8 protein-coding genes are annotated in these 15346 nt (G+C 64.4%); 2 read left to right on the forward strand and 6 right to left on the reverse strand.

All coding sequences use genetic code 11. The features are described 5' to 3' along the window. The first annotated feature begins 59 nt into the window (after nt 1–59). Nucleotides 60–938 (forward strand): NmrA/HSCARG family protein, encoded by an 879-nt coding sequence (locus INT40_RS11645; RefSeq protein WP_193096100.1) that lies wholly within the window; start codon nt 60–62, stop codon nt 936–938. Between the two features lie 29 nt (nt 939–967). Here the strand turns inward: INT40_RS11645 and INT40_RS11650 are convergent, their stop codons facing one another. The 6 genes from INT40_RS11650 to INT40_RS11675 form a co-directional block, all read right to left on the reverse strand. Further along, nucleotides 968–1723 (reverse strand): 4'-phosphopantetheinyl transferase family protein, encoded by a 756-nt coding sequence (locus INT40_RS11650; protein ID WP_193096101.1) that lies wholly within the window; start codon nt 1721–1723, stop codon nt 968–970. Then, a complete protein-coding gene (locus INT40_RS11655) occupies nt 1720–2520 on the reverse strand; it encodes an ABC transporter permease (protein ID WP_101573743.1) in 801 nt (266 codons plus the stop codon). The genes INT40_RS11650 and INT40_RS11655 overlap by 4 nt, the downstream gene beginning before the upstream one ends. Continuing rightward, nucleotides 2517–3500, reverse strand: coding sequence for an ATP-binding cassette domain-containing protein (locus tag INT40_RS11660; RefSeq protein WP_319021978.1), 984 nt, complete (start codon nt 3498–3500; stop codon nt 2517–2519). Before INT40_RS11660 ends, INT40_RS11655 begins: the two co-directional genes overlap by 4 nt. Beyond that, a complete protein-coding gene (locus INT40_RS11665) occupies nt 3500–3706 on the reverse strand; it encodes an MbtH family protein (RefSeq protein WP_193096103.1) in 207 nt (68 codons plus the stop codon). The genes INT40_RS11660 and INT40_RS11665 overlap by 1 nt, the downstream gene beginning before the upstream one ends. A 13-nt stretch (nt 3707–3719) precedes the next feature. Beyond that, nucleotides 3720–14357, reverse strand: a complete 10638-nt coding sequence (locus INT40_RS11670; RefSeq protein ID WP_193096104.1) for a non-ribosomal peptide synthetase — start codon at nt 14355–14357, stop codon at nt 3720–3722. An 84-nt stretch (nt 14358–14441) separates the two neighbouring features. Further along, complete coding sequence (locus tag INT40_RS11675) at nt 14442–14666, reverse strand: hypothetical protein (RefSeq protein ID WP_193096105.1); 225 nt, start codon at nt 14664–14666, stop codon at nt 14442–14444. Nucleotides 14667–14806: 140 nt separating this feature from the next. Here INT40_RS11675 and INT40_RS11680 point away from each other — a divergent pair, with 140 nt between their 5' ends. Beyond that, complete coding sequence (locus INT40_RS11680; protein ID WP_193096106.1) at nt 14807–15166, forward strand: hypothetical protein; 360 nt, start codon at nt 14807–14809, stop codon at nt 15164–15166. Nucleotides 15167–15346 lie beyond the last annotated feature (180 nt).

The following is a 15346-nucleotide window of genomic DNA, read 5'->3' on the forward strand; positions in this document are numbered from 1 at the left end:
CATATTGAACGCCGTCACAGACAATGACACAGACGCAGGCACAATGTGAGGAGTGAATCATGGCAGCAGAAACACAAGGACCCATCGCAGTTTTCGGTGCAACCGGAAAGCAGGGTGGCGCCGTCGTCGATGCACTGGTGGATCAGGGGGCGCACGTTCGGGCGCTGGTGCGCAGCCCCGAATCTGAACGGGCTCGATCCCTCGCCGATCGCGGGGTTGAGCTGGCGTATGCCGATGCCGATGAACCGACATCCCTGGCTGCCGCTCTGGAGGGAGCCACAGCATTCTTCTTCATGACACTCCCGCCCGGGGGTATGGGCAGCGGAGACACCGAAGGTGAGTCGCAACAGGGTCTGGCCCTGGCCCAAGCTGCGGCAGCAGCAGGTGTGCCGCACATCGTCTTCAACTCCGTCGGTGGGGCCGAGCGGAATTCGGGCGTCCCGCACTTCGAATCCAAGCGTCGCGTCGAGGCATACTTGGAAGACCTCGATATGGCGGTGACTCTGATCCGACCGGTGTTCTTCATGGACAACCTCGCCGCGATGGGGCCCCAGCTCGACAAGGGCGAACTCGTTCTCAGACTGCCCCTGCCCGACGGGATCAAACTGCAGATGATCGCTGTTCGCGATATCGGCATTGTGGCCGCGTCCGCACTGCTGGGCACTGCCGACATTCGTGGAGGCGCAATCGAGATCGCCGGTGATGAACGCACCGGTACTGAGATCGCACGCGCTTTCGGTGAGCACACGGGACTCTCCGCTCGATACGAGGAACTTCCGATCGAAACACTCGAAGGGGACGCGGACATGCAGGCGATGTTCCGGTGGTTCGCCGAAACCCCGGCATACCAAGCCGACCTGGACGAAGTGCGCAGCATCGCGCCGAAGACCCTCGACCTTCCTGCTTGGCTCGTTGTCACCGGATACTCGGCCCGCTGATGGCGCAAACCGTCTGGCGCAAACCGTCGTCAGCCGATGAGAACGTCCGACAGGCTCGTTGAGGTGACAGGCAGTCGGTCGGCACAACTCAATGCGGCTGCATGAGACGGAGGACAGGGGACGGTCGCCAGGCTCAGCCGGTTGAGCTCCGGATGCTCGGGAGCTCTGATCGAGGCCGCCCAGTGCACGGACCCGGGAACGACTGCCGCCTCACGGTCGGTTCCAACGACCTCGAGACCGCTGGGTTCCACATTCAGCCCGTCACCGGTTGTCTTCAGCGCAGCTTCCTTGGCCACCCAGAGCTCGATGCGTCTGCGGGTGGTGTTCGCGCCGGGGGACAGGGACTCGCCCGATGTCAGCACGTATTCGTCGAAACCCGAGAAGACCTCGTTCGGAATGTGTTCGATATCGATGCCGATGGGAGATGACGAAGGCGCCGAGGCGACCGCCACCATGTCACCCGAACGGGACAGGCTGAGTTCTGCACCCATGATCTGCGGCTTTCCGTGGGGACCGCCGCAGGTGCGACATGTGCGAGTGAACGTCAGCTCTCCAGCGTCTCGTGGTTCGATGCCCAGACGCCGAGCGGCCATGAGGCGAAACAGGAGATGTCCGCTCCGATAGGCAGCCCTGTCTGCGGCTTGTCGAAGCCGATTCGAGTGGGCGGCTTCGGCGGGCGACAACAGAGAGTCCAGCCAACGATGGTCCTCACGAGCCTGGCTCAGTGTGCCGACATCGCATATCAGATACTCGATACTGGTCTCGATCCTCTGCTGCCGAGTCATCTCCTGCTGATTCTCCGGTACTGGGACACGGCAACGGTGGAGAAGAGGGCAATGACTGCCACGCAGCTGATCACCGCGTAGAGAATCGGGTTGTCTGCCGCCCAGCCCGTGCCCGAGGTGTAGCCAGCGGGAGAGACATTGCCGAAGAGTTCTCGGACGCTGGTGGCCACCGCAGTGACCGGATTCCATGAGGCGATCGCCTGCAGTGGTCCGGGCAGTGAGTCGACCGAGACGAAGGCGCCGGAGAGGAAAGTGACGGGGAAGAGCCAGATCAGACCGAGACTCTGGGCCACCTCGACGCTTCGGGCGGTCAGCGCGATGAACGCCCCGATCCACGACATGGCGAAGCCGAAGAGCAGCAGCAGAAGGATAGCCAGAAGTGCCGACCCGAAACCTTCGGTGATGCGCCAGCCGATGATGAGTCCGCAGACCATGGTTACGACGATCGAGATCGAGCCGGTGGCCAAGTCGGACGTCGTCCTCCCCAGGATGACGGCCACGCGTGACATCGGCAGTGATCGGAACCGGTCGATGAGTCCGAGCTGGAGGTCCTTGGCGAGGTAGACGGCGGTGAATGAGGAATTGAATGTCAGGGTCTGGGCCAGGATCCCGCCGATGAGGAACTCCCGATAGGGCGCCCCACCCAGGCTGCCGCCGAAGACGAACGCGAGGAGGAACACGAAGATCACCGGCTGCACGATGCCGGTGACCAGAGCTCCGGGAGTGCGACGCACAGTGAGCAGGTTGCGCCAGGCGATGACGGAACTGTCACGTGCCGCGGAGGTCAGTGTGCTCATACGTCCACCTCGGCATCCGCAGACTGTGATGGCGAGGTCTCCGGTGAGGCGGGTTTCCCCGTCAGGTTCAAGAACACGTCGTCGAGTGTCGGTCGGCTCAGGGCCGCCTCGGTGACGAGGATTCCGCCGCTGTTCAGGGCTTCGAGAACCTGCAGCAGTGTCTTCTGGCCGAGTGGCGCCGGCACAGTGAGACGCATTCCCGTCGAGTCGGTCTGCGCGCGGTTCGAGACTCCGATGATCCGTTCGAGAATCCGCAGGGTCTCGTCGAGCGAGTCCCTGCGGGCAAGGGTGAGTGCGATGCGCTCGGCGCCGAGGCTGACCTTGAGTTCATCAGAGGTCCCTTCAGCGATGACCTTGCCGGAGTCGATGACGGCGATTCTATCTGCCAGCTGGTCGGCCTCTTCCAGGTATTGGGTTGTCAGCAGCACCGTCGTTCCTTCTCCGACCAAAGTGGAGATGACGTCCCAGGTGTCGAGTCGCCCGCGCGGGTCGAGTCCCGTGGTGGGTTCGTCGAGAATGACCACCGGTGGTCGAAAGACCAAGGCCGAGGCCAGGTCGAGACGGCGTCGCATACCTCCCGAATAGGCTCCCGCACGCTTATCTTTGACGTCGACGATTGCGAACTCGTGCAGCAATTCACGGGCCCTGGCTCGTGACTCCTGCCGGCTCATCCCGTAGAGACGGCCGACCATGACGAGGTTCTCGTGGCCGGTGAGCTTCTCGTCAACCGCCGCGTACTGTCCCGACAGGCCGATGCTGGCGCGAACGGCGGTGGGATCGGCCGTCACCGAGTTCCCCGCGATGACGGCCTCTCCGGAGTCGGGGCGCACCAGAGTGGACAGGATTTTGACGGTCGTGGTCTTACCGGCGCCGTTGGGGCCGAGGAGGCCGAAGATCTGTCCCTGGTCGACCTGTAGGTTGATTTTGTCGAGTGCTCTGAATGTGCCGTAGTTCTTGCTCAGCTGGTCAATGCTGATCACTAGGAGGCGATCTCGGCGAGCCGACGCGGGGTGATGTCCGTCCAGTTCTGTTCGACGAAGTCGAGGCATTCCTCTCGGCCGGCCGGCCCGCAGGCGACGACCCAGCCCGCGGGCACATCGGCGAACGAGGGCCATAGTGAATGCTGCTGGAGCTCGTTGACGAGCACGCGAAAGGTTGCCGTGGTGTCGTCGAAGGGGTTGTTCATGTGTCTTCAGCTCCTACTGGTGTTTCCGGGGCGGGGTTCTTCTGTTTTTGGAGTTGATTGGTCTCGTCTGTGATTCGGCGCCCTCATCCAAGTGGATTGCCATCACGGGAAGAATTTCTGCAAGCGCTGCTGTGGTCAGCATGTCCGAGTGTCGGGCCGCGACATCGGTGACGTGGATGTCGCCGGTGACGAAGGGGCCCCATGATTCCGGTGCCGGGGTTCCGTGTGGCACCTCGTCGGTGGCGACGAAGAGGCTGAGGTCGCCGTCGAACCGTTCAAGCGGTGCTTCTCGGATCAGCTGCGCCACAGTGAGGAAGCCTCGGGTCATCGAGGAGATGGTTCCCGGCGACACATTGCCGAGAGGATCACCGTGCCGGCGCAGGAACTCCAGTGCCTGGGCGTCATCGAGGCCCTCGGTCTCTTCGGGAGTGCCCGGGTAGTGGGTCTGGAGATAGTTCGCCCACAGCGCTGCCCCTTCGCCCACATCGGCGTTGGTATCCTGCCCCGTGGGGAAGGCATCGAGAACGCCGAGGAATGCCACGTCCTCACCCTTCTCCTGCAGTCGGGTGGCCAGACGGTGAGCCAGGACGCCGCCGAAGGACCAGCCGATCAGGTGGTAGGGGCCGGCCGGCTGCACCGACTGCATCTGGATGATGTAGTCATCGGCGAGCTCGGTCAGTGTGCTCGCAGTGATCTCGTCTGGATCGTCCGGGGCCAGCCCCGGCATCTGCAGTCCGATCAGCGGGCGCTGCGCATCGAGACCGTGGAGCATCGAAGCGAAGCCCCAGCTGATGCCGGTGGCCGGGTGCACAGCGAACAGAGGCGACTTCGAACCCGAGGTGCGCAGCGGAAGCAGACGCTGCAGACTGTCGTCGATGGAGTTCGCGGTGCCCTGGGCTGCTTCGACCACCAACTGTTCGACGGTCGGGGAGCGGAAGAGGGACTGAACCGACAGCTCGGCACCGAGGGCATCATTGACAGCCGCGATGAGGGGCCGGGCGAGGAATGAATGCCCGCCGAGTTCGAAGAACGATTCGTCGACCCCGACACGTGGCAGCGCCAGGACCCGGGCGAAGACCATCGCCACGGTCTCCTCCTGGGGTGTTCGGGGTTCCAGCCGGGAGCCGACCGCCGCCGCTGATGGGTCGGGGAGTGCCGCCTCGTCGACCTTGCCGTGGGTCGTCAGAGGCACCTCGTCGATGACGACGATGCGCGTCGGAACCATATAGGTGGGCAGGGTCGAACGCGCGTGACGTCGAGTCTCGTCGGCGAGGACCTCCTGAGGCTCTGCCGGCGACACTGTCGGGTCAGTGGTCTCGACCGTTTCAGTCGTCTCGACCCTATCGGCGACGATGTAGCCGATGAGCTGCATGCTCGCGGGATCATCGCCGACAGGGCGAACGAGTGCGTCCTTGACGCCCGTGGTGGAGCGCAGTGCACGTTCGACCTCGCCGAGTTCGACTCGGAATCCGCGAAGCTGGATCTGGCTGTCGCTGCGTCCGAGGAAGCTCAGCTGCCCGTTTCGGTCACGCACGACGAGGTCTCCGGTGCGGTACATGCGCTCGCCGGCGGAGCCGAATGGGTCGGCGATGAAGCGTTCGGCGCTCAGCCCCGGTCGCCCACGGTATCCGTGCGCCAGCTGGGGTCCTGCGAGATAGAGCTCTCCGGTCGTGCCGGCGGGAACATGGTGCAGTCGTTCGTCGAGCACATAACCGCGCATGTGCTGGAGCGGTGAGCCGAGCACCGGTGTCGGCGAGGAGGAGACCGGGCCGGCGAAGACGTCGACAGTGGTCTCGGTGGGGCCGTAGAGATTAAGTGCGGTGATGCCGGGCTGATCGCGCAGCCACTCCCAGAGGTCCCCGTCGATCGCCTCACCGCCGAGGGCGACAGTGACGGTGCTGCCGCCAGCTGCGGCTTCCTCGAGCAGGCGGAGGAATTCCGGTTCGGTCTTGAGCTGGCGTAGGTAGCTGGGAGTCGTCTCCCAGAATCCGATGCCCAGGCTGCGGAGATCGTGCGCGAGCTGCTGGGGATCGCGTTGGACCTGCTCGGAGGCGATGTGGATGTGATGGCCCACGATCATCCACAGCATGGGGTCCCATGCGGCATCGAACCCGATTCCGGTCGTGTGGGCCACAGCGATCTGCTCGCCTTCGGACCTCGGAGTCGGCAGATAGGTTCCGCGATGGGAGGCAAGCAGGTTGGCGAGGGCCCGATGGCCGACCTCGACGCCCTTCGGCCGACCGGTCGAACCGGAGGTGAAAGTGACATAGGCGGTCGGGTCGAACTGCGATGCTCGTGGTGAGCGCTCCACCTTCGCTGTGGGTGCCGGGGTTGTGGCGTTCACCGCACCGGTGGCCGGTGAGACTTCGATGACCGCCGGGGTGATTCCGGCATCGACGAGAATTGGGGCGAGCGCCTCGGCGGTCCCGGTCTCGGCCACGACGATGACCGGTTGTGCATCGGACAGGATCGCGGTGGTGCGCCCGACCGGATAGTCGATGTCGATCGGATTGTAGGCGGCCCTGGATTTGAGCACGGCCAGAGTGGCGACGATGATACCCACCCCTCGGCTCAGGCGAACCGAGATCACGGCACCAGGCCCCGCACCGCAGCCGATGAGTTCGCGTGCCAGCAGCTCGGAGGCCTCGTCGAGTTCGCGGAACGACAGCGAGGTTTCGGCGTGCTGGGCCGCGATGGCATCGGGCATCCGGCGCACTGTGCTTGCGAAGACATCAAGGATCAGGGGCGCCGAGGTGGTGGGGACGGGACCGGTGAGTTCATCGATGGCCTGCTCCACCTCGGCGGTACCCAGGAGGGAGATGTCATGGATCGGGCGATCCGGAGCGCTCACCGCCTCGTCGACGAACCGGGAGAACCGCTCGCACAGCTCGGCGATGGTCTCGGTGTCGAACATCGAGGAGTTGAAGTCGAGCACCACATCCAGACCGGTGCCCGGGGTGCTCTGGCGGAAGGTGAACGAAAGATCGAACTTGGCATCTCCGGTCTCGACCTCCGGCTCGATGCTCGTGTCGACTCCCGGGAGATCGAGGTTCGGCGTCGCCGAGTTCTCCAGGGACAACATGGTCTGGAACAGCGGATGACGTCCCAGCTCGCGGGGCGGATTGAGGGATTCGACGAGGCGCTCGAACGGCACATCGTCGAGTTCCAATGCCTCGATCACCGCGGTCCGGGTGCGTGCCAGAAGCGTGCGCAGATCGGGCTGGGCAGAGATATCGCTGCGAATCGGAACGGTGTTGACGAAGAGCCCGACGATGTCTTCGAGTTCGGGATCCGAACGACCGGCGCTGGGAGAGCCGATGACGACATCCTCGCTGCCGCTGAGACTGCTGAGGAAGCCGGCGAGCACGGAGTGCAGTGCCATGAACAGGCTGGCGCCGTTGTCCGCGGCGAGCGCAGCCAAACGCTGCGTCGTGCGGTCGCCGAGGCTGAAGCGATGGTGGCGCCCGGACTGGCGAGCAGTGCGTGGGCGCGGCCGATCCGAGGGCAGGGGGAGTTCGGTCGGTATGCTGTCGAGGTGGTCACACCAGAGCTGGAGTTTGCGCTCCAGCAGTGAGTTCTGTTCACCTTCCTGCCGACCGTCCTGCTCACTTGGGTTCTGCTGCTCCTCGAGAACGTGGCGCTGCCACAGGGCGAAGTCGGCGTATTGGACGTCGAGTGTGCGCTGCATGGGATGGGCGGAGCCCCGCAGTGCGGCGTAGGCGGTGGACAGGTCCTGCGTCAGCGGTCGCAGCGAGGCCCCATCGGTGGCGATGTGGTGCATGACGAGGTGGAGGACCCATTCCTCGCCTTCGTCGAAGAGGGACGCGCGCAGTGGCAGGTCCGTGCTCAGGTCGAAGCCGAGTGCCGCCTGTTCTGCCAAGGTCTCTGCGGTTGCGGCAGGCGAGTCCGTGACGAAGCGGTCCATGATGTTCTCTCCCGCTGTCGGCGGCAGAATGTGCTGGACCGGTGTCTCATCGACCGTCGGGTAGACGGTGCGCAGGATCTCGTGTCGTGCGATCACGTTCGTCAGAGCTTGGCCGAGGGCTTCGGGGTCCAGATCCCCGGCGAAGCGAACCGCCAGCGAGATGTTGTAGTCGGAGGCCCCGGTGTCGAGCTGGTTGAGGAAGCGCATGCGCGCCTGCCCGTAAGACAGTGGGATCAGGTGCGGTCGAGTGCTGAGCGAGGACCGTCTCCACTCGGTGAGGCTCATTGATGCTGCGCCATCGTCGGGACGGGCGGGAGCGGCTGCCGCCTCGGCGAGGGACAACTGAGGTGTGTGCTCGGGAGCGTCGAGACGGCGGAGCAGAGCCGCGGGAGTGGGCGCATCGAAGATGGCTCGCAGCGGCAGATCGGTGTCGAAGGCTTCACGGATGCGACCGATGAGCGACACCGCCAGCAGCGAGTGTCCGCCGAGTTCGAAGAAGTCGTCATCGAGTCCGACCTCCTCTGCTCCGAGCGCTGTAGAGAACTGCCGGCACATGGTGCGTTCCTCCGGTGTCCTGGCAGCGCGGCGAGACTCCTGCTGCCCCGACATGGTGGGTGCGGGCAGCCGGCCGCGGTCGAGTTTGCCGTGGGCGGTCAGGGGGATGGTGTCGACGCCGATGAGCAGTCGTGGAACCATCGGGGTCGGGAGCCGGGCGACCAGATGGTCGTGGATGGTGCTTTCCTCGGCGTCTCCGGTGTAGTAGCCGATGAGTCGGGCAGATTGCGGGTCGTGAGGATTGTCGACGATGGCCGCCGCCTGCTCGACACCTGGGGCCCCCGCCAATGCATTCTCCACCTCGCCGAGTTCGATCCTGTACCCGCGCAGCTTGATCTGATCGTCGTCGCGGCCGATGAAGTCGAGGCCTCCGCCCGCGGTCCGACGAACCAGGTCGCCGGTCCGGTACATGCGCTCGCCGCAGGCGTTCGGATTGGCGAGGAACCGCTGCGCGGTCTCCTTCGCCCGGTTCACATATCCCAAGGTGATTCCGTCTCCGGCGAGATATAGGTCGCCGACGACTCCGTGAGGGACTTCGCGCAGATGGCGGTCGAGCACCATGGCCTGAACGTTTCTGATCGGGTGGCCGATCGTGCTGTGGGCTCCCTCGATTGGTGCCGTGAGGGCGTCGATGGTGAATTCGGTGGGCCCGTAGAAGTTGTAGGCATTGACGGCAGCAGTGTCGGCCAGTTCGCGCCAGAGTTCGTCGGGGACAGCCTCTCCGCCGAGAGCGATCGACAGCGGAGTGGTGTCGCTGTCGGCCTCTGCGTCGAAGAGCCCCGAGGTGATGAGCTGTCGCAGAAAGGACGGGGTGGTTTCGAGCACTGTGATTCGGTGCGCGCGGCAGTACTGGACCAGTGCTTCGGCGTCTCTGCGCACTTCGTCGCCGACGATGTGCAGGTTCGCCCCGGCCACGAGCCAGAGAATCGGGTCCCAAGCGGCGTCGAAGCCCAGCCCGGCGGTGTGCGCGGCCTTCACCGGTGCATCGTCGAGTCCGGCCTCGGCGAAAATCGTGGCCCGATGGTGAGCGAAGAGGTTCATCAGTGACCGGTGGGCCACGGCAACGCCCTTGGGAGTGCCGGTGGAACCCGATGTGTACATCTCGTAGGCCCGGTCGTCAGGATCCGGACGACCGTGGTCGAGGGCTGTGTCGTGTCGGCCCGTCAGGGTCTCGCCGCCTTGGGCATCAACGTGGCCGTCACAGAGGTCGGTGATGCTGATGGCGTTCTCGGGACGCAGAGAGGCATCGGAGGGGTCGACGATGACGGCGTCGGCGTCGCTCTCGTCGAGGATCAGTCGGATTCGCTCCTGCGGATAGCTGAGGTCGATGGGCACGGCGATTGCGCCGATGCGCAGCACCGCCAGGGGCACTGCGATGGCATCGGCGGACCGGGGCAGCGCGATCGCGACAGTATCCCCCCGCGCGATCCCATGGCGGGCGAGTCCGCGGCCGAGACCTCTCACGAGAGAGCCGAGTTCTGAGAAGGTCAGTTCGGTGCAGTCGGAGACCAGCGCCTGACGGTCAGGATGGCGCTTGATCGTCGATTCGAATGCGTCGATGATCGTCGACTCGACAGAGTCTCGCTCGGGTCCGCGGCTCTCGTTGCGGATGGACTCGAGCTCCCTCGGACTGAGCACGTCGAGGTCTGAGAGGAGACGGTGCGGGTCGGTGACGAACGCCTCGATGACGCGCAGGAACCGTGCAGCGATGTCCTGGGCGGTCGATTCATCGAAGAGCGCGGAGTCGAATTCCAGGGAACCGACGATGCCGGGGGCCTCGCCGTCGCGGTGCGCAGAGTCACTGCGCGTCCCGTTTTGGGGAGCGAGTTCGGCCAGGTCGAGGAGGAGGTCGAACTTCGCCGCAGACACTTCCGGGCCGGGTGCGGCTTCGACGTCGAGGCGACCCATGTCGATATCGACGGGCGCGGTGTTCTGCAGGGTCAGCATCACCTGGAACAGGGGGTGGAGGCTCTCCGACCGAGGCGGGCTGATCTCATCGACGACGCGTTCGAAGGGCGCATCCTGATTGGCGTAGGCAGGGAGGTTGAATGCGCGAACACGGTCGATGACGTCGACGGGACTCGGATTGCCCGATGTGTCTGTGCGCAGCACCAGCGTGTTGACGAAGAAGCCGATGAGTTCGTCGAGTTTCGTCTCGGTTCGCCCGGCCACGGGTGTGCCGATGGGGATGTCGCTGCCGGCACCGAGCTTGTCCAATAGCACGGCGAATGCCGCCTGCAGCACCATGAACAGGCTGGCGTTGCGGTCCGCCGAGAGTCGGCGCAGACCGGCATGGCTCGCGGGACTGATCTCGATCTCAATCGCACGGGAGACGTGACCGGTCGTGCGTGTGCTGCGGGGACGATCGACCGGGAGTCTGAGTTCCAGAGGTGCACCGCTGAGCGTGTTCTTCCAGAAGGCCAACTGCTCGGCGATCGCACTGTCCGGGTCGTCCTCGGCACCCAGTGTTTCGCGCTGCCAGAGAGCGTAGTCGGCGTACTGGACCGGCAGCTGCGTGAAGACAGGGTCGTGTCCGCGGTCACGGTCGCGGTATGCCGTCGAGAGGTCGTTGGCCAAGGGGCGCAGTGACCAGCCGTCCGCGGCGATGTGGTGCAGTGTCAGGAGCAGGAGATGGTCCTCGGCGCCCTGTCTGATCAGGAGAGCTCTGATCGGAAGCTGGGTCGAGACGTCGAATCCCCGTGTGGCTTCCGCATTCACGGTGTGGTCGACGAGCTCTTCGCTGATTTCGATGATGGGCATGGCGATCTGCGCCTCGGCGGTGGTGAGGATGACCTGTTCGGGTTGTCCCGCCGTCCAGGGGAAGACGGTGCGCAGGCTCTCATGCCGTGCGACGAGGTCGTTGATGGCGGCATGCAGAGCGGTGGAGTTCAGGTCTCCTCGGATGCGCAGGGTGAGCGGAATGTTGTACGCAGCGGAAGCGGTGTCGAACTGGTTGAGAAACCAGAGGCGGGACTGGGCGTATGAGAGTGGGACCGAGGAAGGTCGGTCCGCGGCGACGAGTTCACGGCCGGGGTCGGCCGAGTCAGCGTTCGGGTCGAGGGTGGCGCTGAGTTCGCGGACAGTGGGGTGCTGGAACACCTCATGGAGTGCCGGAGCCGCCGCGAAGCTCGTCCGCAGGGAGGCGACGAGCTGAGTCGCCAGCAACGAGTGTCCTCCGAGTTCGAAGAAGTCGTCATCGATGCCGATGGAGTCCACTCCCAGCACCTGGCTGAAGGCCGCGGCGACGGCTTGCTCTGTTGCGTCCCTTGGCGCCTCGGATTCGGCCTGCGACGATTCGGGCTCCGGCAGTGCCCGTCGGTCCAGTTTGCCGTTGACCGTGAGCGGAATGTGTTCGATGCGCATGATGAACGACGGCACCATGTAGTCGGGTACGCGGGACTTCATGCTCCGGCGCACCTCGGCGGTGTCGATGTCGCCGCTCGCGGTGACGTACCCGAGAAGCTGATCGTAGCCAGCCTGGTTCTGCCCGAGGACGACGGCCGCGGAACGGATCCTCTCATCAGCCTGGAGAGCCAGCTCGACCTCTGAGGTCTCGACGCGGTATCCACGAAGTTTGATCTGCTCATCGCCTCGTCCCAGGAACTCGATGCCACCGGACAGGGATCTGCGGACGATGTCTCCGGTGCGATACATCCTGGATCCGTCGTCGGCGAAGGGGTCGGCGATGAATCGTTCGGACGTTGTTCCAGGACGATCGACGTAGCCGCGTGCCAGGTTGAGTCCGGCGATGTAGAGCTCTCCCTGTGCCTGTGCGGGCACAGGAGTCAGCCGAGAGTCGAGGACGTAGTGTCTGGTGTTCGCCACGGAGTGACCCAGCACCGGGACAGAGCCGGAGACGATGGGTGCGGTGAGGCTGTCGACAGTGGTCTCGGCGGGACCGTAGAGATTGTGGAAGGTCACATCGTCCAACGCGGCCAGTTCACGCCACAAGCCGGCTTCGACGGCTTCTCCACCCAGCGCCACGACGCTGGGATGCTCCTCGCCGCTGAAGGTGCCGTGTGCCAGGAGCGCCTTGACGAACGAAGGCGTCGTCTCGATGGAGTCGATGCCGTGAGCGGAGAAGTACTCGGTCAGTGCCTCCGGATCGCGGCGCGTGAGTGAGTCGATGAGGTGGAGTTCGTGACCGGCGAACAGCCACAGCAGGGGATCCCACGAGGCGTCGAACGAGATGCCCGCGGTGTGCGCGACGCGCACTCCGCGCCCGAGCCTCTCGACTGCTGGAGTGAAGATGGACTCCACGTGGCTGTGGAAGAGATTGACGAGGGACTGGTGCTCGACGCCGATGCCCTTGGGGCGCCCGGTCGACCCGGAGGTGAAGATCACATAGGCGAGGTCGTCTGTAGCCGGAGCTGTCCCCGGTGCTGTCTGGGCCGGCTTGGCTGTCAGTGTCGCCCACAGCTGGTCGGAATCCAGATCGATCACAGGAGCACCGGTGGTCACCGTGGTCTCTCCGCCGGGGCCGGTCACCGATGAGGAATTCAGCACGAGAACCGGGCTGGCATCGGCGACCATCGCTTCGATCCGGGCCGCAGGGTAGTCGGGGTCGAGCGGCACGAATGCCGCACCCGCCTTGAGGATCCCGAGCACGGCGACGGGCAGAGCCGTCGTCCTGCCCAGGCGCGCAGCGATGCGCGCGCCCGGACGGGCACCGAGCTCCCGGAGGTGACAGGCCAGCTGCGTCGAACGGCGATCGAGTTCGCCGAAGCTCATCTGACCGTCAACGGCCACGACAGCGGTGGTGAGGGGAGACTTCCTGGCATGCGTGGTGAACTCCTCGACCACAGTATGGCCGGGAACGTCCTGAGTTCGGCCCTGTCCGCCGGCGATGAGCTCGGCAGATTCCGTCTCGTCAATCAGCGACAGCTCGGCCAAGGGCTGAGCTTGCGCAGGATTGAGTTGGGAGAGCACGGAGATGAACTGCCGCAGGTGCTCGGTGAGGCTCTGGTGACTGTAGAGTGCTGCGTTCGCCTCGAAGCGGATGATAGCGGCTCGGTCATTTCCGCTGGAGGAGGGCTGTTCCGCTGCCAGGCCGTGGATGATGATCGACAGGTCATCGACCGGGCCCGTCGACAGGAGATGCAGGGACGCAGATGCTGCACCGAAGTCGATGTCGTCGACCGTTGGGAAGATGTTGACCGAAGGCCCGATGTAGTCGGTGTCGGTGTCGAGCTCCTGATATTGGAATCGTTGGTGGATGAGGGTCCGGCGGAGTGCGGAACCCGCATTCTCGATGAGTTCGTCGACGGTGGTCTCGGGTGTGGTGCTCAGCTGCACAGGCAGGATCTTGGACATCATCGACGGGACCGATTTGGCCAGGGCGCTGCGCCGGGCCGTGACCGGAAGCCCCACGGAGATGGCCTGCCGGCCGGTCATTCGGTGCAGGTAGGCTGCTGCGGCGCTGAGGATGAGCGTCGGAGTCGAACGAGTTCGTGCCAGTTGTCGGGCCAGCTCCTGGGGTATTTCGGAGTTGACCGTGACCAGCTGTTTCGCCGCTGTCGGTGGGTGTCCGGCCAGACCGGTGGCCGCCTCCGATTCCAAGAGCGTCTGCGTCCAGAACTCGGCATCGGTGTGGAAGCGATCTGACGAACGGTATTCGGCTTCCTCCGCCACCAAGTCCTCCAGACTGCCGAAGGGCGACTCCGAAGTCCCGGTTGCCGGGCCGATCAGCTGACTGTAGAGCTGAGATTCACGGCGCAGGACGAGTATCGCGGAGTACCCGTCGACGATGAGGTGATGGGCGCGCTGGTAGAAGATCCAGTGATCGGTGCCGAGGTGGAACAGTTCGGATCTGAGCAGCTCTCCGTCGTCGAGATCGTGGACGGTGCTGAGGTCGTCGTCCATCATGGCACGAGCCGTCGCAGCAGGATCGCCGTCGGGGTCGCCACGCAGATCGTGGACATGGAGATGGCTGCGCGCGGGACCGTGCTGCTGATAGGCGCCCTGTTCGTCTTCACGGAACACGACGTTGAGCGAATCGGCCTCTGAGACGGTGGTGCGCACTGCACGTCGCATCACGTTGACATCGAGCGGTCCGCGGATGTCGACGTACAGCCCGATTTGGAACGTCGGATTGTCGGGCTCGATTTTCTGGGCGTACCAGATACCGCGTTGGGCGGAGGTGAGTTCGATTCGAGAAGCGTCTTCAGTCATCAGGTCTTTCACATCGGGCGGGGGAGTGCTGCGAGGACATGGGTGCAGGCAGCGCTTCAAGGGTGCGCTGCACTGCGTTGGCCGTTACTGGAACTGTCCGATGTTAATGGAGCCGATGAGGTTCATCAGATCTCCCAGATCGACGAGTGGGCCCTCGATCAGTGAGCTGGAGGTCTCGGCCGCGGCCGCCTGCGGATTCTCGGCCGCCGAGGCTGCCCCAGGGGCGGCGAAGAGTCCGACGGTCACGGTAAGGGCTGTGATTGTGGCACCGATGATGGTCCGGGTGCGTGTGTGCTTCGTGGTCGTCATTCGTGTTCCTTTCCTGGCGGTGGAAGCAGAAGTCGTCTGCAACGGGCAATCACCTCTGATTCGGAGGGCTGTCGCGACTGGATTGCTCGGCGGGAAACTATTTTGGAGCAATCACTCACGGCGGGCGCATAATAGAACGTATGACCGAATATAAGAGGCCGGAGTGGCTCAGCCGGTATCAGGACTTCAAGTCGCTGTGCTCCGACGTGTCGGGGGAGTACATCCGCTTCTATCTCACCACTGGCTGCGAGCAGATCAGCTACACGCATTCGCAGAATACGGAGGGGCTGCCGAACTACTCATGCCGCCTCACGGCAGCTGACGGCACTGTGCTGGTGCTGCCGCTCGACGATTGGCGCGATCGGATGGAAGAGGTACCCGGCCTGGTGCGCGCCTGGCTGGACGAGCATTCGGACCTCAAGGGCTGCAAGCCTTCCAAGTCCCATTACCAAGGCGACAGGTACTGGTTCGAGCAGTGGCAGCTGGCGAATCCCTGGTGATGGGGTGACGTAGAGACGCCTCCCAGCTTGGGCCGGTTGCCGAGTACATCGTTTTCGCTCAATCAAGGCATCTCGCCAAGACCCACGAACACGTTCTGTGCTCCGGTAGCCGCAATCACTGTCAGCGAATCCAGGGCGGGACGCGCAGAACTCACACCGCTGACGGCTCATCAGGTTCTG

The sequence above is a fragment of the Brevibacterium sp. FME17 genome, assembly GCF_014897515.1.
In the GTDB taxonomy this organism is placed as follows: Bacteria; Actinomycetota; Actinomycetes; order Actinomycetales; family Brevibacteriaceae; genus Brevibacterium.

Coding starts and splice junctions, on each gene's coding strand:
- INT40_RS11645 (WP_193096100.1), top strand. CDS start 60: ATGGCAGCAGAAACACAAGGACCCATCGCAGTTTTCGGTGCAACCGGA.
- INT40_RS11650 (WP_193096101.1), bottom strand. CDS start 1,723: ATGACTCGGCAGCAGAGGATCGAGACCAGTATCGAGTATCTGATATGC.
- INT40_RS11655 (WP_101573743.1), bottom strand. CDS start 2,520: ATGAGCACACTGACCTCCGCGGCACGTGACAGTTCCGTCATCGCCTGG.
- INT40_RS11665 (WP_193096103.1), bottom strand. CDS start 3,706: ATGAACAACCCCTTCGACGACACCACGGCAACCTTTCGCGTGCTCGTC.
- INT40_RS11670 (WP_193096104.1), bottom strand. CDS start 14,357: ATGACTGAAGACGCTTCTCGAATCGAACTCACCTCCGCCCAACGCGGT.
- INT40_RS11675 (WP_193096105.1), bottom strand. CDS start 14,666: ATGACGACCACGAAGCACACACGCACCCGGACCATCATCGGTGCCACA.
- INT40_RS11680 (WP_193096106.1), top strand. CDS start 14,807: ATGACCGAATATAAGAGGCCGGAGTGGCTCAGCCGGTATCAGGACTTC.